Genomic DNA, 23,478 nt, shown 5'->3' on the forward strand with positions numbered 1-23,478 from the left:
ACAACCCTTGGACATACCCTTACCCTGAAATCAATTATGTAAATGTGAAAATGAGTACTACAGAATATTTGGATGACTTATTGGAACGACTGGAAAATGAAAACCTAAGACCGGGGCTTTCCCTTCCGGAGGGTGTTTCGTTTCAATCTGATTTAACCATTGCTTGGGAAGCCCGTAAAGAGGTTCAAATGTTGAAGGACCCTCAATTCATCGAACCGCTAAAAGTTCGATTGGAAAAGGAAAAGGTCACCAAAAAGCGAGTTCATATTATCCAGGTACTAGTAAGGATTGCGGACAAGGCGGGGGAACATTCCACCGCAGACTACATACTTGACCTGGTTAGGAATGAAAAAGTCCGGTGGATCAGGGATGTGGCCCTCACAGCCTTGAACCACAGTACTCTGAAGATTAGTAAAGAGAAGGAATACCTGTTTGAATTAGCGAAGCACAAAGACTGGCAGATAAAGTTGAACACGCTTGGTTTACTTTACCGGTTAGGCCAGTCATATTCGCCAAGAATAGAAGAAGTATGCTTGGAGCTCGTGAAGGTTTGTAAAAAGAAACCTCATGAGCTCAGTTCCATATGCCATGTTCTCTCCAAACACGGCTCCTTAAAATCTATTGAATCCCTCAAGGATATTGCTAGCACAAATAGCAAAGCTTTTACAGTAAACGCTGCCATCCGGGCTCTTGAAGAAATCAACGGAGCCAATGAGCTTGAATTTTTCAAGGCTTTATTTGAAACCAACAGGAATAACGATGTAAAGTCTGTGATCACACAAGCCTTGTGCAAATATGGAGATGGCAGTGTGCCGGACTTACTCATTAAAAGAGTCAAAAGTATTTTGTCAAAACCCAGAAAAACCAGTACGGTTTATATAGGAGAAGCCCAACCTGAGTTAGTACATATTTTTACATTTCTAATGGGTCAACAGGATACCAGAGCCGATACGATTTTTGACTTTGTAAGGAAGAAGAAGCTCGACCTTCTCGATACCACAGAAAGAAAATGGTTTGACGAAAACCTTATGAAGTAAGCAAAGTACAGGGTACGGTTTAACCATATTTCTTCTCAAAATATGAAGCAACTCATCATCAGGCATATCATCAATGCAAGTGCATTAAAATCATATCTGATATTAAATGCTCCTTTTCTCATAGGGATAAGTATTTTTATTGGGGAGACCCTTTTGACTGGAGCCATATTAATAAATCCACTTCCGATCGTAGCTTACTTCTATCCATTTCCATACTTAATGTTTAATGTATTTTGGATGGAAGTGATCCTTGATGAATTGATGAAAACAATTGACTTTAATTCTAACTTGAACACTACCCGGTTAAAAAAATTACTAATTTTTTCAAAATGGTCGTTTACATTTCTTTCCAGCCAAACCATATTTATGGCTTTAATATTTAAAATAAGCCTTAATATTGAAACAGACCCCAACCCTTTTCTCTTAATTTTTGTAACAATAATTACTATTTTACTGATCGCTTTACTATTGGTGTCAGTTTTCACTTTTTTTTATGGAAGGCAACTGTTGGGTAAATTACTTGTAGTGATAGAGACCCAAAAGCCATATTCTTATAATGATCCACTTCATTATGAGTATAAACAACTAGGAAGTTTATCTTCTTTTAAATATTTCAAAATTCAAAAAAGGATAAAAAAGGCTCTGAATGGAAGTCTTTCTTACTAAAAAACACCCACAAACACATCCTTATGGTAGTAAAGCAAGGCTTATGTTATCAATATTATTCCTGATAAAAACAAAATGACCTGCTTCTATTCATTGCCATACGGAAAAGTGGTAGCCATCGCCATTGAATTTTTTATCAAAATAAGTAAATTTAGGGAGCTTGCTTGCAAGCTATATATGTGGTACAATTTGTAGGGAAACCAATTGACATAAAATGATTGACCGTTCCGTATAGTTTACCGATAAAGAGTGCCGTGTACAAAACAAGTCAGGCAACAAACTAAATAGACAAATAATAATCAAACCACAGTAGATATGAAACCAAAACATATTTGGGCAAATGTAGGCGTAGAAAACATCGCAAGGACAAAAGAATTTTACTCAAGGTTGGGGTTTACACTCAATGGCAATCCTACAGAAGAGTTAGTAAGTTTCTTGTTTGGCGATGATCAGTTTGTGATTCACTTTTTTGAAAAGGAAAAATTGAAAACAAGTCTTGAAGGCGAACTCTCGGATTTAAAACAAGGAAATGAAATAATGTTTACCCTATCCGCAGAAAGCAAAGACGAATTTGAAGAATGGGTAATGGAGGTAGAAAAAGCAGGTGGAACGATTTTCTTCGACTCTAAAAAAGACCGGAAAAAATTTTACGATGAAAACGGATACCACGTATGTGTATTTGCGGATCCGGACGGTCACAAGTTCAACTTGTTTTACAACGCCAATAGGTAAGTAGTAAATCGCCATTGACAGGTCTTACTTTCCAGGAGAACAAACTGATTGGCAATACAATCAGTTCAAGTTTGAAATTACAGAAGAGGGTTCAATTTTCTTTTATGCAACAAAGGAGAGTAAGATTTTGAAGACCTATAAAGGAAGTATTTCAGCTCCCAAACCCTGCAAGGCTGGCAGTTAAAATGCTTCAACCCACTCATCATATTATATAATCCGACAATTTACCGAGGCATTTGGGATTTTCTCCTTGTCTTTTAATCTCCGAAATTCAACAATTTGTTTTTCAAGAAAGGAGAATAGAAACCAATTGATAAATAAATAACATTTTACATTAAAATTTACCAACCTCGCATTTTTATACTATTCCCTTTATTTTAGATCATGGCAATCTATTTTGATATAATAATCAGCTTGAAAGAGCTATTTGATAAAGTTACAGAACTTAAATTAGACCAGGTAGTAGATATTTTCATTGAATACCGGAACGATGAGAAGGAATGTTATTACAAAAAAGTAAATCCATCTCACTACCAAGCACCGGATTTTAACCATACTGGCTACCAAGGTTTTTTTATCATTTCCAAAGAAGCAAAATTTGACGGATCAAGAAGTCCGTATGATGATGAGATGTATTCATACACAATTGAAATCAAAGGAGGGCGGGAGACCGGCCAAGAAATTGAAAAAATTAAATGCCGTCAAATAGCAAAACAGCCGGAGATAACCCTTCAAAAAGCTTATCGGAAATTACAACACTGTATAAAAAAGGATCCTAATTTTGAGAAGGGTGTGTATTGGGGAAAGCACTTTTACAAGAATATTTATTATGATCGAAGAATTGACAAAATCATTTGGGGGGATTTTGATCATAAAGAGCATCAAATACAAATCAACACTATACACCACAAAACTTAAAGAACCGTAGTGTACTCATTATAGTACTGGCAATCTGAGTCTTCTCCTCTTTTGAGGTAGGGTTAACGCCTAATGGCCACATCCGGAACTATGGAAGTAGAAGCTTGATTTTACCTGAAACAGTCCAACCATTGGAGGGGAGTTAAGAAAGATAAACACAAAACCGGATTTCAACATTAAAATTTGGCCATGGGGAAGAATTTTGTAGTATGGTGATTGCACAAAATCTAACTACATGAAAACTTGCCCGCATTCTGAAAGTCAGTCTCCACTGGGTGAAGCAGAAGGCCCGGTGCTGTTGGCAAAAAGTGAAAGATCTGCTGCCGGCAGGGGTCTTGAAGCAGCCGGCAGTAAGCCTTTATTGTCTGGAAGCGGATGAGATGTGGAGTTTTGTAGGGGCGAAAGATTGTCCGGAATGGCTGTGGTTGGCTGTAGATAGGCGGACAGGCTTGGGTGGTGGGTTTCCATTTGGGCAGTCGGGATGAGGCATGGGGCTTATGGCTGAACCTTCCGGAAGAGCTACGCGAAAAGGCCCTGGTGTTCACCGATGGTTTGGCGGCTTGCAGCCATCTTTGCCCCAGGTCAACATCAAGCCGAAGGCAAAAAACAAACCACCCGGATCGAACGCCTGAACAATACCCTGCGGCAACGCTACGCAAGGTTAGTGCGGAAAAACCTGGCTTTTTCCAAAACCTGGGAAAACCATTGGCTGGCTATCCGGTATTTCCTCTACCACTATAACCTTGACAAATTGGCCAAAAATACATCCTTATTTTGAATGCACTACCTTTAAACATGCTCTGAAAAGAAACCAAAATTAAAACCGCTCCGACTCCAGCAACCCTGTAGGATAACTCATTACTTTATCGTCAAAGCCTTTGATCATTAACCAAAATCCCAAAATTAATTCTTGCAGGGCTGTGGGTGCATTTAACACCAAGTATTCCGCAGTGATAATCTCTACGGCCTGAAATAAGACTAAAATACTTGCCACTATAGACAGAAAAGCCCCAATGATCCCCCATACCGAAAGCCATGGTGGAATCAGTTTTGATCTAATCAACAAAATGTAAAACATGAAATTTCCCAAACACAAAGTCAAAACCATGAATACGTGGTTTACATAATCGCGTGTGGTTTTCAGTAGATTGCCCAATACCTCCAATGCGGACGTATTTTCTGATAAATGCCGTAGGGATTCCTGACTGAGCACTAAGACTGCCAACAATAATAGGATTCCTAAAATCATCAAAGTCGCTGCCATAATCCTAAAGCTCAAAAAGCCAATGACTAGGCTGTTTCCAAACTTTTTGAGGATAGGGTATAACAGAATTGCAAAGCCAATATAAGCCAGAGAAATAATGAATTGAGAGATCGAGGCACCGATCACCTGATTCGAATTTGCCGCAGCTTCGGTTAAAAACTTTGCAGAATCGACTGCCGGTGCCACACTAAAAATGCCGGCAAGCATACTCACGATAATACACAAGCCTGCTGACCTGGTTTTGCGTTGTTCTAAGTTCATCATTTTTGTTGAAATTTTATTCAAAGCAATTCATTACATCTTTGGTGAAATAGGGTTCTTGATTTACCCAAAACATATAGTTCACCCTCAAAAAGTCTTTCGCAAAAGCATGCAGCAAAGGGACAATATTATGCCTGGCAGTTTTTCCCGTATCGCTTTCTTCATGATCGTCTGCATCCGCGCCTGTTTTACCGATGTAGTTGCCATCCTGAATGGCTATTCCAAGCGGTACGGTAAATTTCCCTTCGTGCATTTGAGCGAGAGCGTGATTCAATTGCCCTTTTCGGGTCACCATTAAATCCGGAGCGCCCAGGCCCACACCGATTTTTTCACCGTATTGGTAAATTCCTTTCAGGTAACTTTTATTCTCAAAAGGAAGCCACTCTCCCGGCATAAAGTTGGCATAAATCATCGTAGCAGACTTTGGAAAGGCCTTTTTTAGCGCCAGCATATTCTCTTTAACCCCTTGAACATAGCCTGCCTCTGTAAAGCTGGCATCACTTTCTTTATTCACTCCAATTGCAGTTTCCTGTAGGTTGACGCCTTCTATTTTCCCGTCAAACTCTTCACCCAATGCTTTTAGCAACAAAGCAAACCGCACCCGGACTTTTTTATTCCAGCGTTTGGCGACCCAACCATTGGGCTTTCCATTGTCATCGTATTGCAAAACGGCCCCGCCTTGGTACTCCTTTGTTGTTAAATAAGCCGGAACCGCAAGGTAATTGGGATGGAAGGTAGCCTCTTGTAGCTGTACAAAAAGTTTTTTACCGTATTGTTTCAGGTAAGCAATATCCTCCCGGATAATAGTAAAGTCGTATTCTCCTTTTTCAGGTTCTAACTCTTTCCAGGCATACATAATTTGCGCTCCGTTGAATGCCGGATGCGAAAGAAACGGATGCTTGACAAGCGCTTCCCGATCGCGTGCAAAATAGACAAAATGTTGAATACCATCTTGAGTAATGGGGCAAGTAGCCTCTAAATACTTTTTATAAGCATTTTTGTATTTTTCCGAAGGGTTCTCCCACTGTTGCGCGCTTACCGAAACACATAACAGGGAGAGGAAGATACTTAGAATGATTGTTGATAATCTTTTTATCATTTTGAAGTGAATTAACCTTTTTATTCGCTAAAAAATATTTCAAAAAGGCCTCCTCCTTGTTACTTTTTTCAACAATAGCTTTGGCTATTCTTTCCAAAAAATGCCTTGATGAGCCGGTTTTGATTCCATCTTCGGTCAAAAACTATACGTTTAAACCACTTCTTTGGCTTCAACAAGTTTTACACACATCGAGCATGCCTAAATTTCATCCTAGACATGCTCTTATTCAACGCCAAACTTGCCATGTGTCTCTGCTAATATTTTTTGCGGATCGTATCCAATCCCATTCTTAAATACGGTTTCGACTTTTTGAATCACAGAGGCGTCTTTTTCCAGATTTCCATCCAGGATAATAAAATCGGCTCGCTTGCCTGTTTCAATGGTTCCGATAGTTAAATTGCCCAATGCCTTGGCTCCGTTACCGGTCATCACTTGCACGGCTTCTTCGGTGGAAAAGCCGGCTTCTATGTATAACTCAAAGTTCCGTTGATCGCCAAAGCCGGGGAGCACATGCCTGCCGGCATCCACGCCACTGCATAAAAGTCCGCCCATTTTATAAAACTGGTACTCAAACTCTATGATTCTTTTGAGCCTTTTTTCACGGGTTAAATCATTGATCGCCTGATCAAATTTGCTTCTTCGTTCTTTGTACTCTTCTAACAAGTAGGGTGACATCGCTTTTAGGCTCCTTTCGTCCGCATAGCCCCTGTTGGGCACACTCGCTTCATAAATGGAGGCGGTGGAGGTTAAAAACACCTGATGATCGATCATGAGTTGTTGCAGTTTTTTCACCTCCGGGCTGTCCATGATGAGTTCGTCCATATATTCCCTGCCCCCATTGCAAACACCAAAATCTTTATGGGTTCTGAAATCACTGGCACTGTTTAACCCGTGTTCTATTCCATCAACTCCAAGTTTGGTAGCCTCTTCAAAAGTGACGGAGCAAAAATGTCCCCTAACTTTACAATGATTTTTATGGGCCTCGTCAAGAATGATTTTCAGATCTTCAGGCTTCGTATTTCGATAAACTTTGAACCATTGGACACCTTGTCGTATCCAATGTTGCATGGTATCCCGAATATGTTGTTCGTTTCTGGGGATGATCATATGGGGGTTTCCTCCTTCTCCTGTAAAAAAAGGAGCGCTGGTAACAATGTCAGGGCCGATTTCCCTGCCTTCGGCAATTTGCCGGGCCAGGGCAATTTCCTGCTCCGGTGAAGCCGCTCCGCAAGTTTGTATGGTGGTAATTCCCGAGGCCAAATACAGTTTGGTGGCGATGTCTCCAACAAAAGGAAACCTTGGGATGTGCAGGTGATTATGCATGCCGACAATGCCGGGGATAACCGTTTTTCCTTTGACATCTATGATCTTAAATTTTTCCGGAATGGTAATCCCGGCATCGTTCCCAACCGCCTTGAAACTTCCATGTTCAATCAAAATAGTCTGCCCGGTTTTGGCTGTTTGCCCGGTTCCGTCAATCACCCTGGCATGGATCAGAGCAATTTGATTTTCATGAAAGGATACATATTTCTTCAACGAATCGACAAGCTTAAACGGATTGTCCTCATGGTGAAGTAGTTTCTGTTCTTGTTTGTTAGCACAGCCATTACACAAGATGGCAATAAAGTAAAGCAAGGTTAGTTTTTTCATGGTTACAAATTGCAAAAAAACAAGTTTGGATAAAAGCAATGACATGGAAGATCCGCATTTGCCCTGGCGAGGCGTTCGGGAATATCATTTAAAAATGAGACTGTCTAAATGAAAATGCAACGAAGATACAAATAGTCATAACTATTTAAGTTAGAGTTACTTCTGCGCAAATCTTAGCATTGTGCCCCTATATCGTTTTTTAGACAGCCTCCTTTATATACTCAAAGCATACCTTTATTTCACATCCGGTAACGTTATCTGCACAAATGCGCTTTTATTTGTGGTCGTCCCATCGCCTAACTGACCATATGCATTATATCCGGTAGCCCATAAGGTGTTGTCTTCTTTCAAAATCAAAGTATTTGCTCCTCCCCCGGCCATAGCCTTGATACCTTCCATAATTTGAAATGGTGTTCTGTGAAAATTGTTCGTTGACCCAATGCCCAATTGACCGTATTCATTACTTCCTGCAGCCCATAAGGTGTTGTCTTCTTTCAAGATCAGGGCATGATTACTTCCTGTAGTAATGGCTTTAACGCTTTCCATGATTTGCGTAGGCGTATTTCTAATGGTAGTGGTGCCATCACCTAACTGACCATATGCATTATACCCGGTAGTCCATAGGGTGTTATCTTCTTTTAAAATCATGGTGTGATTATTTCCCATAGCTACGGCCTTAACGCCCCCCATGATTTGTTTTGGTGTCGTTACATTCGTAGTGGTGCCATCGCCTAACTGACCAAACTTGTTATACCCGGTAGCCCACAGGGTATTGTCTTCTTTTAAAATCATGGTGTGCCCCCCTCCTCCGGCCATGGCCTTGACACCTTTCATAATTTGTTTTGGTGTACTCCTGTTGGTTGATGTTCCATCTCCTAACCGGCCTCCGTTCAACCCAACCGTCCAAAGGGTGTTATCTTCTTTCAAAACCAATGTATGATAATATCCTGTAGCCACTGCCTTGACGCCCTCCATGAGTTGTACGGGTGTACTTCTGTTGGTTGTCGTACCATCTCCCAATTGGCCGATAGTATTGTCCCCGGTACCCCACAAAGTATTGTCTTCTTTCAGAATCAGGGTATGGTAATATCCCGCAGCGACTGCCTTGACGCCCTCCATGAGTTGTTTTGGTGTCATTACATTCGTAGTGGTGCCATCGCCTAACTGACCCTTCTCATTCTGTCCACATCCCCACAGGGTATGGTCTGACTTCAAAATAAGGGTATGATTATTCCCGGTAACTATTTGCATAATAGACAAAAGCGTAAAATCATCCGTACTGGTGGTGGTCTGTCCGTTGACTGTCACTGTGATTTTGCCGGAGGTGGCTCCTTCCGGAACTACAACCGTTAAAGAGGTAGCCGAAGCCGTGTTTACAGAGGCAGTAACCCCATTAAATTTTACAATATTTTCACTAACAATAGTACTAAAGTTCTCTCCGGTAATGGTAATTTCACCTCCCGCCACTCCACTTTCCGGTGAAAAGCTGCTAATGCCTGGAAGTGGAACAGGGCCTTCATCATCATCCTTACTGCAAGAGGCAAGCAGGGTCAACCCCAAAAATAAAAGTGAGTAAATTAATTTTAGCTTTGATACTTTCATTTGATTGAAAAAGTTAATGAGTCTCATTTAAAAAAATATTCAAGGATAAACAAGGTTGTGTGCAATAACGGTTGGAGCTGTTGATCAACGTGTAACTCGAGAAACCATGCACCGTTTTTATACTTCCCAAAAGGAAGAGACTTACTTTAAGCGATAAAGAAAAGCGGAAGGGAGACCTCCCCTCCTTTTATAAGTCCGATAGCCTTATTTCCCCTCCGGTAAAGTTACCTGCACAAACATGTACTGCTGTGTAGTGGTACCGTCACCCAGTTGGCCATACTTGTTATAGCCGCTAGCCCACAACGTATCGTCTTCTTTCAGAATCAGGCTATGTATACTTCCGGCTGCCACAGCTTTGACGCCTTCCATGATTTGTACAGGCGTATTATGAGTAGCGGTTGTGCCATCTCCTAACTGGCCATAACCATTATCTCCTGCAGCCCACAGGGTATTGTCTTCTTTCAGAATCAATATATGAGAGCCGTAACTACTTGCGGCCATCATTTTCACATCCGTCATCACTTGCTGCGGAGTAGTTTCATACAAATTGGAAGATCCGATACCGAGCTGTCCTTGTTCATTCAAGCCGGTAGCCCAGAGTGTATGATCTTCTTTTAAAATCAATGTGTGCAACTGCCCTACAGCTACCGCTTTTACATTGCTCATAATTTGCTTAGGTGTGACCACATTGGTGGTGGTACCGTCACCCAATTGACCATATTCATTGTTTCCGGTAACCCACAAGGTATGGTCCGTTTTCAGGATCATCGTATGCTCACCGGAAGAAGCCATTGCTTTCACGTTATTCATGATCTGTTTGGGGGTATTTCTATTGGTAGTGGTTCCATCACCCAATTGGCCATAGTTATTTCTTCCGCAAGCCCATAGCGTATGGTCTTCTTTCAGGATCAAGGAGTTTATACCTCCCGTAGCAATTGCTGCAACTCCTTCCATAATTTGTTGGGGTGTATTTGTACTGGTGTTGGTCCCATTTCCTAGCTGGCCATATCCGTTATGACCCGCAGCCCATACGGTGTGGTCGGTTTTCAAAAACAATGTGTGAGGACCTCCCGTAGCGACCGCCAATACATTTTCCATAACTTTCCTGGGAGTGCTTGCATTCGTCGTGAGTCCATCGCCAAACTGGCCATATCCATTATAGCCAGTAGCCCAGAGTGTATGGTCGGGTTGCAAGATAAATGAGGTAAATGAACCTGCGGTTAAACTGATGTATCGCACGTTAAAATCATCCGTACTGGTGGTGGTCTGTCCGTTGACTGTCACCGTGATTTTGCCGGAGATGGCCCCCTCAGGTACCATCACTGTTAAGGAGGCAGTCGAAGCCGTATTGACAGTGGCGGTTATCCCATCGAATTTTACAATGTTTTCACTGGCGATGGCACTGAAGTTTTCTCCGGTGATGATAACCTCATCTCCTTCCGCTCCGCTTTCCGGTGAAAAGCTGCTAATGCCTGGGAGCGGTATTAGCTCATCATCTTTGCTACAAGCGGTAAACAGGATAAGGCCCAAAAATAAGAGTGAGTAAGCTATCTTTAGTCTTGAAAAATTCATTTGATTGAAAAAGATTTGTGATTGATTCATTGAAAAAACAGTTACTTACCAAAACATACCCGTACACTACACCGGCAGCATCGAATGATCAACTTCTGTAGCTTGTCACCAGATTGACCGGTAGTATCGCGTATTTTTTAATGTTTGAGGGAAACAGGTTTGTTTTTGACAGAAGGAAGAAATTACTCTATTTCGAATCTGACAAAGTGATCTGTATTGGCGTGCTTTTATTTGTTGTGGTACCATCGCCCAGTTGACCATATGCATTGTACCCGGTTACCCATAAGGTATTATCTTCTTTCAAAATCATCGTGTGAATTCCTCTTGTATCCATCGCTTTGACACCTTCCATGATTTGAAATGGTGTCTTGTGAAAATTGTTCGTTGACCCAATGCCCAACTGGCCATATTCATTACTTCCAGTGGCCCACAGGGTATTGTCTTCCTTAAGGATCAGCGTCTGAGCAGCTCCTGCACTCACAGCCTTAACACCTTCCATAATTTGTGCAGGAGTGCTTCTATTAGTCGTTGTTCCGTCTCCTAACTGCCCCAAAAAGTTATACCCCGTAGTCCACAGCGTATTATTTTCTTTCAAAATCACGGTGTGAATTCCTCCTGCAGCCATCGCTTGGACGCCTTCCATGATTTGTTTAGGAGTATTTACACCGGCATTCGTCCCATCGCCTAGTTGCCCTTGGCTATTATTTCCGCAGACCCACAGTGTGTTATTCTCTTTTAAGATGAGCGTATAATTACTATTTCCTACAGCGACAGCCTTAACGCCTTCCATAGTTTGTATAGGAGTACTTTTATTCGTCTTTGTTCCGTCACCTAGCTGGCCATAACTGTTATAACCCGTAGCCCACAGCGTATTGTCTTCTTTCAAAATCATCGTGTGGTTTCCTCCTGCAGCCATCGTTTTGACGCCTTCCATGATTTGTATAGGCGTACTTCTGTCGATAGTAGTCCCGTCTCCCAACTGCCCCTGGCTATTATAGCCTGCGGCCCACAACGTATTATCCGATTTCAGTATCAATGTGTGATTTGTTCCTGCGGCCATCGTTTTCACACCCTCCATGATCTGAATGGGAGTATTTACATCAGTAGCGGTCCCGTCACCCAGTTGGCCATACTTATTATGGCCGGTAGCCCACAAGGTGTTGTCTGATCTCAATATCAGGGAATAAAAATACCCTGCCGTTATTTGTTTGATGAATAAAACCGTAAAATCATCCGTACTGGTGGTGGCCTGTCCGTTGACTGTCACCGTGATTTTGCCGGAGGTGGCCCCCTCAGGTACCGTCACTGTTAAGGAGGCAGTCGAAGCCGTATTGACAGTGGCGGTTATCCCATCGAATTTTACAATGTTTTCACTGGCGATGGCACTGAAGTTCTCCCCGGTAATAGTGATTTCGTCTCCTTCCACTCCTCTTTCCGGTAAGAAACTACCGATTGTTGGCGGGGATATAAGGGTGAAATCATCCGTACTGGTAGCTGTTTGTCCTTTGACTGTCACCGTGATTTTGCCGGAGGTGGCCCCCTCAGGTACCGTCACTGTTAAGGAGGCAGTCGAAGCCGTATTGACAGTGGCAGTAACCCCATTGAATTTTACAATGTTTTCACTGATGGTGGCGCTGAATTTCTCTCCGGTAATAGTGATTTCGTCTCCTTCCACTCCACTTTCCGGTGAGAAACTGCTGATATTCGGAGTGGGAGCCGGGCTTTCATCATCATCTTTGCTACAAGAGGTAAACAAAGTCAGCCAAAAAAATAAGAGCAGGTAAATCAATTTTAGTTTTGACACTTTCATTGGTTTTGTAAGGTTGAAATTTGATTTTCAATTATAACCTTCAAAACGGAAACATAGAAGCTTTATCCAAGCCCCCCTAAGTAGAAGCGTTAACAAAGCGTTAGCAAGAGTGAAATTTTCCTGATTTTCTTACTTTGCGCCTCTTTTTTTAAGCTCCTTTTGGTGAAAAATGTAAACTTGCACGGAAATTACTCGCGACCTAAAAAAGAGCCTTGCATGAAAGAAATAGTATTCGGTGAATCTGCTTTGGCATATGTTTTTGAAAAGGTAAATGAGGTGATGCTGCTCCTATCGGAAAACCAAAAAATCATACACCTTAACCAAGCGGCCCTTCAATATTTCGATTTGGACAAAAGCCAATTGGGCCAGTTGTTCCTCTCTGAGCTATTTCCTCAAAATACAGTTGAATCATGGGAAAACTGGCAGGCAAAAGACGTCCGTTCGCCTTTGACCTTTGCCTTTGAGAAGCATATGCCTCTTACTTTCGAAGCTTCCCGACTTCCTCATTCCTCTTTTTATATCTTGATCGGTAAAAAAGAAGAAGCGGCATTCATTCCGGAAGAAGAAACTGAAAAGCTACTGAAGTTGCTGGAGCAGGATCTTAATCTGGACGGCCAACACCTTGACCGTTTATTAGCCGGGCAAAAGATTAATAAACTCAAGTTAATTTCAGAAAACACACTCGATGTTGTCTGTTTGCATCATCCGGCAGATGCCCGGTATTTATATGCGAGCCCTTCCACCGAAAAGATCATGGGATATACTTCCAGGGATTTAATGGGCAAAGTCCCCTACGATTTCATCCATCCGGATCACCTAGTCAAATTATCAAAAAACCTGACCGATTCGAAAGAGGGCTTACCCACCTTCCCCGAAAAACTGGAATTGTTATTCAGAGTAAAAAATAATACCTACCAATGGTTTGAGGGGTATAGCAAACCCATTTATAATAAAAAAGAGGAAGTCATTCTGATTTTAAGTTGCACTCGAAATATCCAGGACCGGAAAATAGCTGAAATGGAGAAAAAGGAAAGAGAGTTGATTCAACAGCATTTATTGTCTTCCTCCATCTTGCTTGAAAAGAAGAAAACGATCATGGAAAAGCTGGAAAGTAAAGTACTTGAGTTGGAACCACAGATACGAAAAGAAATACGGAGTGTCCTGACCTATATCCGGGAAGTCTTAAAATTTGACGATGATTGGGAAGATTTCATGATACATTTCAAAAATATACATCCTGATTTTTATGAAAACATCTTAACACAATACCCTCATTTAAGTAAAAACGACCTACAGCATTTGGCCTTCCTGAAGCTAGGCCTTACTTCCGCGGAGATTGCCAAGATTACGGTGATAAAAAAAGCAAGTTTACGGGTGGTTAGAAACCGCTTAAAAAAGAAACTGGCTTTGAACGAAAGCCAAGACCTGTTGAAGTTTATCCAGGAGTTTTAACTGTTTATTCCAAGAGGAGGCATTCTATCTTGAAAGAATTCAGGAACATCTAACCCTCTACTCTTGGAAAGCCAATCAGAAAACACCCTTTAGAAATGAATCAGAGCATATTTAAATTTCAACCTTTGGATCAAAAGCTCCCAAAGGGGCGGCCTCTCGAAAGATCCTCTCCACAATGAGTTTTAAACATGCTCTAAGTGCTATTTTGAATAATTTCCGATCACAAAATCACCCCAATCAGCAATAGATTGAATAAGAGGAATTAAAGTTTTTCCGAAATCGGTCAAAGAGTATTCAACTTTTAATGGTGGTTTTGAAGTGTATACTTTCCTTTTAATTAACCCATCCTCTTCCAGGGCTTTTAATTGTAAACTTAAGGTTCGTTCAGTAACGGTAGGCATTTCTTTTCTCAATTCATTATAGCGTAGTGTTCCTTCTATTAAGTGAAACAAGATTACAGTTTTCCATTTGCCTCCTATCATTCCCATGGTAAGGCTTGTACAACAGGGATATTCCTTTCCTCTAAACTTCAGCATTTTGGGCTCTGATATATTCAAAAATTCAAACTATCCTTTTTGACCGTTATTGCAAAGATAATAAACCATAATTAGTTTTGTTACTATAAAAAATATAGTTTCATAAAAAAGAGAAAACATGAGTTTTATAGAATCCATGCAAAAACGTTATACGACAAAAAAATATAATGCCTCTAAAAAAATTGAGCCCCACAAAATACAGGAGTTAAAAGAGGTTTTACAATTAAGTCCTTCATCCATAAACAGCCAACCTTGGAAATTCACATTTGTGACAAATAAAGATACGAAACGCAAACTTTCAGAAGTCTCCTGGCTCAATACGGACAAAGTTCTTGAAAGTGATACTGTAGTGGTATTTAGCCGTATAAATAATATAGCCTTATTTGAGGAACAAATTGAAAAAGAGCTCCCGGAAGGAGCCGTTAATTACTATAAAGAATTTATCAAACCTCAACGTGAAGAACAGATTAAAGCGTGGTTTGACCGTCAAGTATATTTGGCTTTAGGTGTTTTATTGAGTGCTTGTGCAGAAATGAGAATTGATGCAACACCAATGGAAGGAATTGAACCGGAAAACTACGATAGAATATTAAAACAAACAGATTATGCAACTACCGTGGCCGTAGCTATTGGATACAGGAACCATGATGACTTTAACCAGCCGGACAAAAACCCAAAATCCAGAAGGAATATTCATCAAGTAATAGAAACTATTTGAAATAGAACATGTCTAAATTTTTTCCTTTGGGCTGATTATTCCCGTTTCAGAAGCCTCAAGGTAATATTTTAAAAATTGCTAAACAGAAGTTTTCACCTGCAAAGGAGGCTGTCTCTCAAAGAAATATTTCTTGTGAGGCGCCCCCCTCTTGCCAATTTGAGACCTGTATTAAAAACCAAGGTAGTAGAACCTGGGTTTTCCTTAGGCCACTAGAGTACTCAAAAGCCCATCAAATATCCTTTTTTCAGGATGGAACTTCCTCTTTACTTTCCTTCTTTCCAACCATTCTAGAAAATTATGGCTCCCATAAACTTGACATACCATTACCGGATTGCTCTGGCTTTTTTGCTCGATAAGAGAAAAGTATATGTAACACTCCGGTAATCGCACATGACGAGATGTTAGAGGTAACTTAAAGAAACCTACACAGGTTTACTTTCCTCGAATAGAATTATAGTAAAAATTCAATAGAATTAAGGTAAAAGAATGAAACCAATACTACATTTTTGTTTGCTACTGCTTCTTTTGGGCTGCGAACCTGTTGAAATTTCCGATTATAACGGAGAGTCGGATATAAGTATCATGTCATTCAATCTGCGTTATGATGAGCCTGCCGATGGCGACAACCAATGGGGCAACAGAAAGCAGGCCTGTATTTCCATGTTATCCGAGATGAAGCCCTCAGTATTTGGCATACAGGAAGGATTGCATCATCAAGTGAGCTTTATAGATGAACATTTGCCCGATTATAATTATGTGGGGGTAGGGCGTGACGATGGGCATTCATCAGGTGAGTACAGCGCTATTTTTTATTCAACAGAGCATTTTGAATTGTTAAAAAGCGGTAATTTTTGGTTGAGTGAAACCCCCGAGACCCCTTCGCTGGGTTGGGATGCAAACAATATAAGAATCGTAACGTGGATACAACTGAAAGACATTGAAAAGCATCAAACCGTTTATGTTTTTAATACACATTTTGACCATAAAGGAAAAACCGCCCGACTAAAATCAAGCCAACTCTTAGTTCAAAAAATACAAGAAATAGCAGAAGAAAATGCCCCTGTTTTTATTACGGGTGACTTTAATATGCTTATTGGTAATGCAAAATTAGCGCCTATCACAAGCAATTACTTTAGTGCTCAGCGATTTGCAGAAAAAAGCGATGACAACCAATCCTTTAATGCTTTCGGAACCTGGATATTGAGTAGAAATATCGACTTTATATTTTACCAAAATGCAAGAGCCTTGTCGTATAAAACGATTGTGAAAAATTATGGAGTGCCATATATCTCTGATCATTATCCTATTATCTCACACTTTGATTATCAATAAATTATGAAAAAAACAATACTTGTTTTCTTTATAACAATCACGATAAATAATGCCCTTGCACAAAGTAAGGGCGACTGGTTTCATATTCCGGGCTTTGACCCTGCATTACCCACTACACTAAACAATCGAAATACATTTATAGGTGTCATTGGCTTGGCGGCTTTGTCGTACGGTTTGGAGGAATTTATTTTTAAAAACCACGAAAATACAAACTATTACATCATACGGACAGGAATGAACAATGAATATGCTTGGGGATTAAAAAATGTTTGGCATCAAAACATTGGCATTGAGCACCGTGTGGCAAGTTGGTTTTCACTAACTGCTGAGTTTAATTTACAAGAATGGCATGAACAAACTCCACCACTCGACAACAAACAAAAAGTTGGGCTAGGTACAGGCTTGATGACCTATTACCGTTGGTACTTGTTTGGTAAAAAATGCATTAGCCCTTATATTGAATACGGAACAGGGGTGTTTTATGGCTTTCGAAAATTCCCTTACAATGGAACCAATTTCACCTTTAATAATTCCACACAACTTGGAGTAGAATACACATTCAAAAATTGTAGTAAAGCCCGTTTAAGTTATGGAAACTTTAACCAAACCAATTATAATTGGTTAAACTCTAACCCAGGTTATCACGGAAACGGATTGAGTGTAAGTTACTCGTGGCAGATAAACTAATAAAGAAAGTGATTAACCGAAAATATCAGGATTTTATTTCTACAAGCCGGTTTGAAATAAAAAGGCCTGTAATACTCCCTTCGCAATAAAGCCTATAGAACGATAGAACGGGTTGAAAACTCCCATTTCAGTAGCTTCTATGCAATGTTTTGTGATTGACCCAAAGCCATAAAAACAGCGCTTGATTATGTGAACAACTTGAACTGAGAACCTTTGAGAGCAGTGTTAGCAAAGTAAAAGGTTTGGGTTACTGAACCCCTACTCGTTACATTTGTCCGTTTGAATTAAACTTTATTACCTTTCGCCTCTTTCGGAACTGTTTAGAACAAAACAAATGAGTGATTTTTCAGCATATGAAAAAATGCCCAATAGTCTCAAAAAACTTGGGTTGAAAGAAAGCGATTTTGCTACGCTAGAAAAAGTCAAATGGGTGGTGACTGAAAAAGTTCATGGCGCAAACTTCAGCTTCATTTATGAAAACGGGAAGTTAAAATATGCCAAAAGAAAAGCGTATTTATCCTGGCAAAATGATTTTTTTGGTTTTCAACTTGTCGTAAACCGGATAGAAGACAACATCATACGCTTGTTTGAAGCATTAAGTCTTCAGATAAAAGGCTCGAAATACATTGTTTACGGAGAGTTATTCGGAGGTAAATACCCTCATCCTGAAGTGAAGGAAAATGAAAATATCCAGGCGATTCAAACAGGTGTATACTATTCCCCCAGCATTCACTTTTACGCCTTTGACATTGCTATTGAAACCGAGGGCGTTGCGTCAAAGTATTATCTCGATTATGAAACCGCCCTGTCCTATTTCAGGAATCATGGCATTTTGCATGCGAAACCGTTATGGATAGGAAAATTTCATCAAGCCTTAGAATTTAATACACGGATTAATTCCACCCTCCCGGTCCAATTCAACCTGCCTGAATTAGCAAATAATTTAATGGAAGGAGTCGTCATCAAACCATACAATCTAGTAAAAGAGGATACGCTATCTTCAAGGCCTATCTTTAAACTCAAAAACGCCGAATTTGATGAAGAAGAGAAATTTCATCAAGCCGAAAAATGGACCTACAGACCAACGGTTTCTTCCAAAACGGAAGACCTGTCCTTTCTAATTGAAGAATTAAGAAATTATATCACTTACAATAGATTGGAAAGCGCTATTTCTAAAATTGGGGCTTTAGAGGTCAATAATACACAACGTATTTCTGAAATTCAAGTCGAGTTTCTCAATGATGTATTCACCGATTTCAATGAAAATAACAACAATCTATTGATGGAATTATCTCCTGCTCAGAAGCAGTGGATTGATGAAAGAATCAAATCCGAATTCAGTAAATTGATAAAGGGCAAAATTTCTTTCTTAAACTAGATTAAGAACTTTCAGTCTGCCCCAGCCCTACCTTTGTAAAAGAAAAAAAGAAGAGTGTGCATAAAGGCCGAACCAAAAAACCATCACAGGCCGGTCTTATTCTCCACACTTCTTTCACAGCAATTCAAATTGCTCTATAGCAACATTTTACAATAAAAATTCTCAAAACTATTTCTGTTTTTTAGTCATCATCATACATTTTATAATAGTTATGGAAAAAAGAATTGATATTCAAAAGTTGGAGCCGAATGCATACGAAGCGATGTTTGGGTTAGAAAAATATTTAAGCTCTACGGGATTAGACAAAACCTTGGCACTCCTCATAGAAATCAGGGCTTCACAAGTGAATGGTTGTGCTTATTGCCTGGATATTCATACAAAAAATGCCTTGAAAAACGGTGAAAGCCAAAGAAGGATTTTTGCATTAAGTGCTTGGTGGGAGTCCCCCTTGTTCAATGATAAAGAAAAAGCCTTGTTACAAATGGTGGATGAAATTAGTTTGATTTCCGAAAAAGGACTATCCTCTCCAACCTATCAAAAAGCAAAGGAGCAGTTTACCGACAAAGAAATTGCCCAAATCATAATGCAGATCAGCACCATCAATGTATGGAATAGAATTGCGATTTCAACGCATATGGTTCACGAAGAATAAACTCGCCATAGTTCTTTGCCTGGTAAAGGCATCACCACCAGGCAAAGGATTTTTGATATCACAAGGAATATTGTTGCTCGAATAAAGTATATTCACTCACACTGCCCGTTAGCAAATACACAATCGAGGTGCATCCAAACGTTAGACAGGAGAATTATGTCTTTTCTTATTAATACTTGTAAAGTCTTCATGGCTTAGAGAGCTCTAATCACTTTACAGGGATTGCCAAAAGCCAATACATCATCGGGAATATCTTTGGTCACCACAGAGCCTGCTCCGATGGTTACATTTTGCCCGATTCGCACCCCTGGCATAATTACCGTATTTCCTCCGACCCAGGAGTTATTCCCAATACTGACCGGTTTGGTAAAGGTTAAGTAACTTGCATTTTCCTCTCCGGCTTCTTCATGCCGGATGCGTTTTTCGGCTTTTAAAGGATGGCCTGCCGTATAGATTTGTACATAGGGGCCTATCAACACATTGTCACCAATCGTGATTTTGTTATTGTCCAAAAACATACAATTGGTATTGACAAAGGTATTTTTACCTATTGAGATATGCTCTCCGTAATCACAATAAAAAGGCGCTTCGATCCAAACCCCCTGCTCTACCTTCTCCAATAGTTCCTTTAAAAGAGCTTCCCGCTTTTCCATGTTTCTTGAGTCCAATTGGTTGTAGGCTTGCATCAATTGCCTGGCCTTATGATACACTTCAATCAGTTCGGGATCCCGGGAGTTATATACCTCCCCCTTAAGCATTTTCTGTTTTTCTGTCATTGTATTGTTGGCTAAAAATCAATCCTACTCTACAGGACTGAGGTATTTCGAAAATTACGCTTTTGAATAAGAAGTTTTTTCATTACCTTAAATAAGGTATGATCATTTATAAAAAAATGTCTGCCTGATAGACATAAAGATAAGCAGTTTCATGTTTATATAAACAATTTATACAAACAACTTCCACCCAACAACATAAAACGGGACCTAATCCAACTCATTGAATTCTTAACCAAGCCCTTTTTATTGTATGAAAGCACAAGTCAGCATTTATTTGTTACTCAGCCTGTTACTTATTTCCACAACTATTTTTGCTCAATGTTTGGACGCCACTCAAATGGGTGTCAGTGCCGATAGTGAAGAAGACCAAAGCAATGCGCTACAAGCCGTCATTGATAGTGCGGAAGTTTCAGGTGCTTGTATTTCCCTGCCTGCGGGTATTTATTACACCAATCAACCTTTAGTGTTTCCTGCCGGAGTAAATTTAATGGGAGGCGGCATGGGTACCAATGCCACACAAACTCCTTATAACGGTACGCTTATCTGGTATACGGGAGACAGCAGCGCCATTGAAATTCGCGGAAGCAATGCCGGACTAAGCAATTTGTGTGTATACAATCCCAATGACAGTGCTCAAGTCGGGGTCCGGATCATTGCCGATAATCAATTGGTGGAAAGTGTCCATTTGTCCCGGGTGCTTATCTATGGTTTTACCGATGGAAGCGGATTGGTGTTGGAAGGGCAAAATCAAGGGGGAATTGCCTACGCAAGTTTCTACGATTTACGCATTCGTCATGCCAAGGTAGGGATCAAAATCGAAGAAGACGAAAACTCATTTGTCAATTCCAACAACTTCTTTCATGGAGTAATTTCCGGAGGTGGATTTGACTATGGCCTGTATGTCAATGGGGGAAACAACAATATATTTTATGGTACGGTGATCGAACCTCCCTCATCACAAGAAGCGCATATTTATGTACACACCGGACAAATCATTGGCAATCAAATCCGGGTGGAAGGCACTCAACAAGCCACCGGAGTACCAGTGATTGAATTCGACAGTCTAAGTAGTCAATCGCTTCTCACGGGCTTTTACGCAGGAGGGCCTGTGATCAACAAAGGAGATAACCGAATAGAACTCTTTGCCTCCAACTATGCAGGGGAAGGCTCTTTAAGTTCCAACCTTTTAGTGAATGCGGCCTTTACCCTGGCAGATACCAACGCTCTTCCCGAATATTGGAGTGTTTCCAACTCCCAGGCTTTATTAGTTCTTTCCGAAAGTGAATACCTTACGGGTATGAAAGCGTTAACCGTTCAAGTCCCCCCTTACCAAACCTGTGAACTTTACCCTCAATCGGGCTTTGCACCTAGTATGGGAGAACACCCGATGTACGAATATGCGAATTTCAATGCCTTGGTAAAAACCAGTACCGGAGGAAGAGCAAAGTTGATATATAATTCGGCCTATGGAATTGTGTCTTCTACAGCTCATACCGGTTGTGGTGATTGGGAAACACTGGGTTTACAAGCCATCACCAGTACCTCCTCCCCCAATCCTAAAATCTACCTTGACAACAGCAGCCGTTCCGATACCTTAACCGTAGAACTGACGGCCCCTTCTCTCACTTTCGGGCAAAATTATCCTCCGGCACAAGCCTCTGTATTGTTTACCAATGGGGGCATTATGACCGGTACATTGAGTACCAGCATAGCCGATCAATACCAGTTTATCGCCGGTACAAATTATTTGGTATTACCTCGAAATGGGAATGTGTTTGAGATCAACGGCAGTAGCATTAGTATTTCACGGATCAACCACTCTCTTGGCGACCGCTTTCCCAAGGGGACGGTGATTACTCTATTGTTTGACACATCGGGCAATTCCGTATCCAATGGAGCTTATATTAATTTGAAATCTTCTTTCACCACTTCCGGGGCCAATACTTCCCTTACCTTGGTGTCCAAAGGAGATGGCACCTGGCGGGAAATAGACAGGAACAATTAAATTAAGCCTTGTCACAAGTGTATTTGCAGCCTTACTATTAACCATAAGAAAAATAAGGCTAAGGGATTCGATCATTTAAAAGACTTCCCAAGACTTTGGTTTTGGGAAGTCTTTTTATCTAAAAATCATTTTAGATTGGACTAAGAAAAGAGCTTACCTGTACACACTTTTGATCGCCAGCACATCTTCATGTATCTCCACCTGTAGGTCTTTACCCGTTTGTGCATTTTGTTCGGTAAGTTGTCTAATCTGTTCTTTTACTTCTTTGTGGTAGCCTTTGCCCAGAATCAATTTTTGTAATACGGTATTTTTTGACAAACCCTCCAACAATCCATCCAGCTCTTTTCTTTCTAGCTGGTTTTTACTGAGGTTGAGCTTCAGTAGTTTTTTATTTTGTACTAAAAACCCGTACAAGGCCTTGGCTCCTTCTTCACCGATTTGGTTGGGAAGGGCATTGAGCACTTTCGTAGATTTCGCATACCCCAAATCCAACTGTTGCAATTGAGGATGATGGCTAAGCGCCTTGAAAATAGCCGCTCCTCCCCTCGCCTGAATGCCATTACTGGCTAGTCCTAAATTCAATAAGTGTTGATTTTGAGAAAGTCCTTTGGCCAGTTGTACAGCCCCGTTATCCCCCAAATTGTTCACACTTAACAACAATTCCTTCAAAGAAGTCGAATTTGCCACCAATTCAGCCAACAACACCGCTGCCCGGCTGTCTAGTGTATTCCCACTTAAATACAATATTTCCAGCGGATAATTATTTTCCAAAAGCACCTCTACCAAATACTTTACCCCTTGATAGCCAATGCGGGTATTCACAAGGTCCAGTGTGCGAATATTGGAGTTTTGTTTCAACAAACCGGCAATTTTCCGGGCTCCTTCCACGCCAACCGGATTGCGTTTCAGCCATAAAGCCCGGACCGAAGTATTGTCTGTCAAAGCTTGGGAGAGGTATTCTACTCCCTGAGATTCTATCAGGTTACAACCTAAATATACCGTACGGATATATTGGTTTTGCGCAATCAAACCGGCTACGGATTTTGCCCCTTCATTACCAATGCCCCCGGTACCGAACAGAATACTTTGAATAGTGGTATTTTTCTGCAATGCTTTGGAAAGCATATGTGCCCCTGCCGGACCAAGGTTTTGCTTGCAACAATCCAGTTTACCCCCGGCTATGACCGTACCCCGTTGAAACTCCCTGACTCCTTCTACCTCCCGGTCTTCTTCCAAAAAATGCAACAAAGGCTCAAGCTCCGAATAGTCAAAAGTCAATTCCGGATGGCTCGTTTTCACCGGACAAATCAATGGGGTTTCTTCTTTCATCT

At 40.8% G+C, this 23,478-nt stretch carries 22 protein-coding genes; 13 read left to right on the top strand and 9 right to left on the bottom strand.

Features of this window, described 5'->3' with window-relative positions:
* Positions 1–50: 50 nt before the first annotated feature.
* From AAG747_RS26585 to AAG747_RS26610, 6 genes are all read left to right on the top strand, one after another.
* Positions 51–1,037 (top strand): HEAT repeat domain-containing protein, encoded by a 987-nt coding sequence (locus AAG747_RS26585; protein WP_346824297.1) that lies wholly within the window; start codon positions 51–53, stop codon positions 1,035–1,037.
* A gap of 42 nt (positions 1,038–1,079) precedes the next feature.
* The gene (locus AAG747_RS26590) at positions 1,080–1,703 is read left to right on the top strand and encodes a hypothetical protein (RefSeq protein ID WP_346824298.1); all 624 of its coding nucleotides are present in this window, start codon (positions 1,080–1,082) and stop codon (positions 1,701–1,703) included.
* Between the two features lie 315 nt (positions 1,704–2,018).
* A complete protein-coding gene (locus AAG747_RS26595; protein WP_346824299.1) occupies positions 2,019–2,435 on the top strand; it encodes a VOC family protein in 417 nt (138 codons plus the stop codon).
* A gap of 384 nt (positions 2,436–2,819) precedes the next feature.
* Positions 2,820–3,353, top strand: coding sequence for a hypothetical protein (locus AAG747_RS26600; protein WP_346824300.1), 534 nt, complete (start codon positions 2,820–2,822; stop codon positions 3,351–3,353).
* A 308-nt stretch (positions 3,354–3,661) separates the two neighbouring features.
* On the top strand, positions 3,662–3,838 hold the full coding sequence (locus AAG747_RS26605; protein ID WP_346824301.1) for an IS1 family transposase: 177 nt from the start codon (positions 3,662–3,664) through the stop codon (positions 3,836–3,838).
* 62 nt (positions 3,839–3,900) lie between these two features.
* Positions 3,901–4,131 carry an IS1 family transposase gene (locus AAG747_RS26610; RefSeq protein WP_346824302.1) on the top strand — a complete coding sequence of 77 codons (231 nt, stop codon included), beginning with the start codon at positions 3,901–3,903 and terminating at the stop codon, positions 4,129–4,131.
* A 39-nt stretch (positions 4,132–4,170) separates the two neighbouring features.
* On the opposite strand, the gene AAG747_RS26615 is transcribed toward AAG747_RS26610, so the two are convergent.
* From AAG747_RS26615 to AAG747_RS26640, 6 genes are all read right to left on the bottom strand, one after another.
* Entirely contained in the window at positions 4,171–4,881 is a 711-nt protein-coding gene (locus tag AAG747_RS26615) for a DUF4386 domain-containing protein (RefSeq protein ID WP_346824303.1), read from the bottom strand.
* Between the two features lie 13 nt (positions 4,882–4,894).
* Positions 4,895–5,977 (bottom strand): hypothetical protein, encoded by a 1,083-nt coding sequence (locus AAG747_RS26620; protein ID WP_346824304.1) that lies wholly within the window; start codon positions 5,975–5,977, stop codon positions 4,895–4,897.
* Between the two features lie 222 nt (positions 5,978–6,199).
* Entirely contained in the window at positions 6,200–7,627 is a 1,428-nt protein-coding gene (locus AAG747_RS26625) for an amidohydrolase family protein (protein WP_346824305.1), read from the bottom strand.
* A gap of 234 nt (positions 7,628–7,861) precedes the next feature.
* The gene (locus AAG747_RS26630) at positions 7,862–9,229 is read right to left on the bottom strand and encodes an RCC1 domain-containing protein (RefSeq protein ID WP_346824306.1); all 1,368 of its coding nucleotides are present in this window, start codon (positions 9,227–9,229) and stop codon (positions 7,862–7,864) included.
* A 204-nt stretch (positions 9,230–9,433) separates the two neighbouring features.
* Positions 9,434–10,801 carry an RCC1 domain-containing protein gene (locus AAG747_RS26635; protein WP_346824307.1) on the bottom strand — a complete coding sequence of 456 codons (1,368 nt, stop codon included), beginning with the start codon at positions 10,799–10,801 and terminating at the stop codon, positions 9,434–9,436.
* A 187-nt stretch (positions 10,802–10,988) separates the two neighbouring features.
* Positions 10,989–12,611 (bottom strand): RCC1 domain-containing protein, encoded by a 1,623-nt coding sequence (locus AAG747_RS26640; RefSeq protein ID WP_346824308.1) that lies wholly within the window; start codon positions 12,609–12,611, stop codon positions 10,989–10,991.
* Positions 12,612–12,827: 216 nt separating this feature from the next.
* Here AAG747_RS26640 and AAG747_RS26645 point away from each other — a divergent pair, with 216 nt between their 5' ends.
* Entirely contained in the window at positions 12,828–14,063 is a 1,236-nt protein-coding gene (locus tag AAG747_RS26645; protein ID WP_346824309.1) for a PAS domain S-box protein, read from the top strand.
* Between the two features lie 200 nt (positions 14,064–14,263).
* Here the strand turns inward: AAG747_RS26645 and AAG747_RS26650 are convergent, their stop codons facing one another.
* The gene (locus AAG747_RS26650) at positions 14,264–14,545 is read right to left on the bottom strand and encodes a winged helix-turn-helix transcriptional regulator (protein WP_430300675.1); all 282 of its coding nucleotides are present in this window, start codon (positions 14,543–14,545) and stop codon (positions 14,264–14,266) included.
* Between the two features lie 172 nt (positions 14,546–14,717).
* Between AAG747_RS26650 and AAG747_RS26655 the strand changes: the two genes are divergently transcribed.
* The 5 genes from AAG747_RS26655 to AAG747_RS26675 all read left to right on the top strand — a co-directional run bounded on the left by AAG747_RS26655 (position 14,718) and on the right by AAG747_RS26675 (position 19,366).
* Positions 14,718–15,317 carry a nitroreductase family protein gene (locus AAG747_RS26655; protein WP_346824311.1) on the top strand — a complete coding sequence of 200 codons (600 nt, stop codon included), beginning with the start codon at positions 14,718–14,720 and terminating at the stop codon, positions 15,315–15,317.
* A 486-nt stretch (positions 15,318–15,803) separates the two neighbouring features.
* Entirely contained in the window at positions 15,804–16,649 is an 846-nt protein-coding gene (locus AAG747_RS26660) for an endonuclease/exonuclease/phosphatase family protein (RefSeq protein ID WP_346824312.1), read from the top strand.
* A gap of 3 nt (positions 16,650–16,652) precedes the next feature.
* Positions 16,653–17,336, top strand: coding sequence for a hypothetical protein (locus tag AAG747_RS26665; RefSeq protein ID WP_346824313.1), 684 nt, complete (start codon positions 16,653–16,655; stop codon positions 17,334–17,336).
* 334 nt (positions 17,337–17,670) lie between these two features.
* Positions 17,671–18,714, top strand: coding sequence for an RNA ligase family protein (locus AAG747_RS26670; RefSeq protein ID WP_346824314.1), 1,044 nt, complete (start codon positions 17,671–17,673; stop codon positions 18,712–18,714).
* Positions 18,715–18,925: 211 nt separating this feature from the next.
* Complete coding sequence (locus tag AAG747_RS26675; RefSeq protein ID WP_346824315.1) at positions 18,926–19,366, top strand: carboxymuconolactone decarboxylase family protein; 441 nt, start codon at positions 18,926–18,928, stop codon at positions 19,364–19,366.
* Positions 19,367–19,560: 194 nt separating this feature from the next.
* Here the strand turns inward: AAG747_RS26675 and AAG747_RS26680 are convergent, their stop codons facing one another.
* Complete coding sequence (locus AAG747_RS26680) at positions 19,561–20,142, bottom strand: sugar O-acetyltransferase (RefSeq protein WP_346824316.1); 582 nt, start codon at positions 20,140–20,142, stop codon at positions 19,561–19,563.
* A gap of 250 nt (positions 20,143–20,392) precedes the next feature.
* On the opposite strand from AAG747_RS26680, the gene AAG747_RS26685 reads away from it, so the two are divergent.
* Positions 20,393–22,147: a glycosyl hydrolase family 28-related protein gene (locus AAG747_RS26685; RefSeq protein ID WP_346824317.1), complete on the top strand. Its 1,755-nt coding sequence runs from the start codon at positions 20,393–20,395 to the stop codon at positions 22,145–22,147.
* Positions 22,148–22,300: 153 nt separating this feature from the next.
* Here the strand turns inward: AAG747_RS26685 and AAG747_RS26690 are convergent, their stop codons facing one another.
* The gene (locus AAG747_RS26690; RefSeq protein WP_346824318.1) at positions 22,301–23,476 is read right to left on the bottom strand and encodes a leucine-rich repeat domain-containing protein; all 1,176 of its coding nucleotides are present in this window, start codon (positions 23,474–23,476) and stop codon (positions 22,301–22,303) included.
* Between the last annotated feature and the right edge of the window lie 2 nt (positions 23,477–23,478).

The organism is Rapidithrix thailandica (assembly GCF_039710355.1).
Classification (GTDB): Bacteria; Bacteroidota; Bacteroidia; order Cytophagales; family Flammeovirgaceae; genus Rapidithrix; species Rapidithrix thailandica.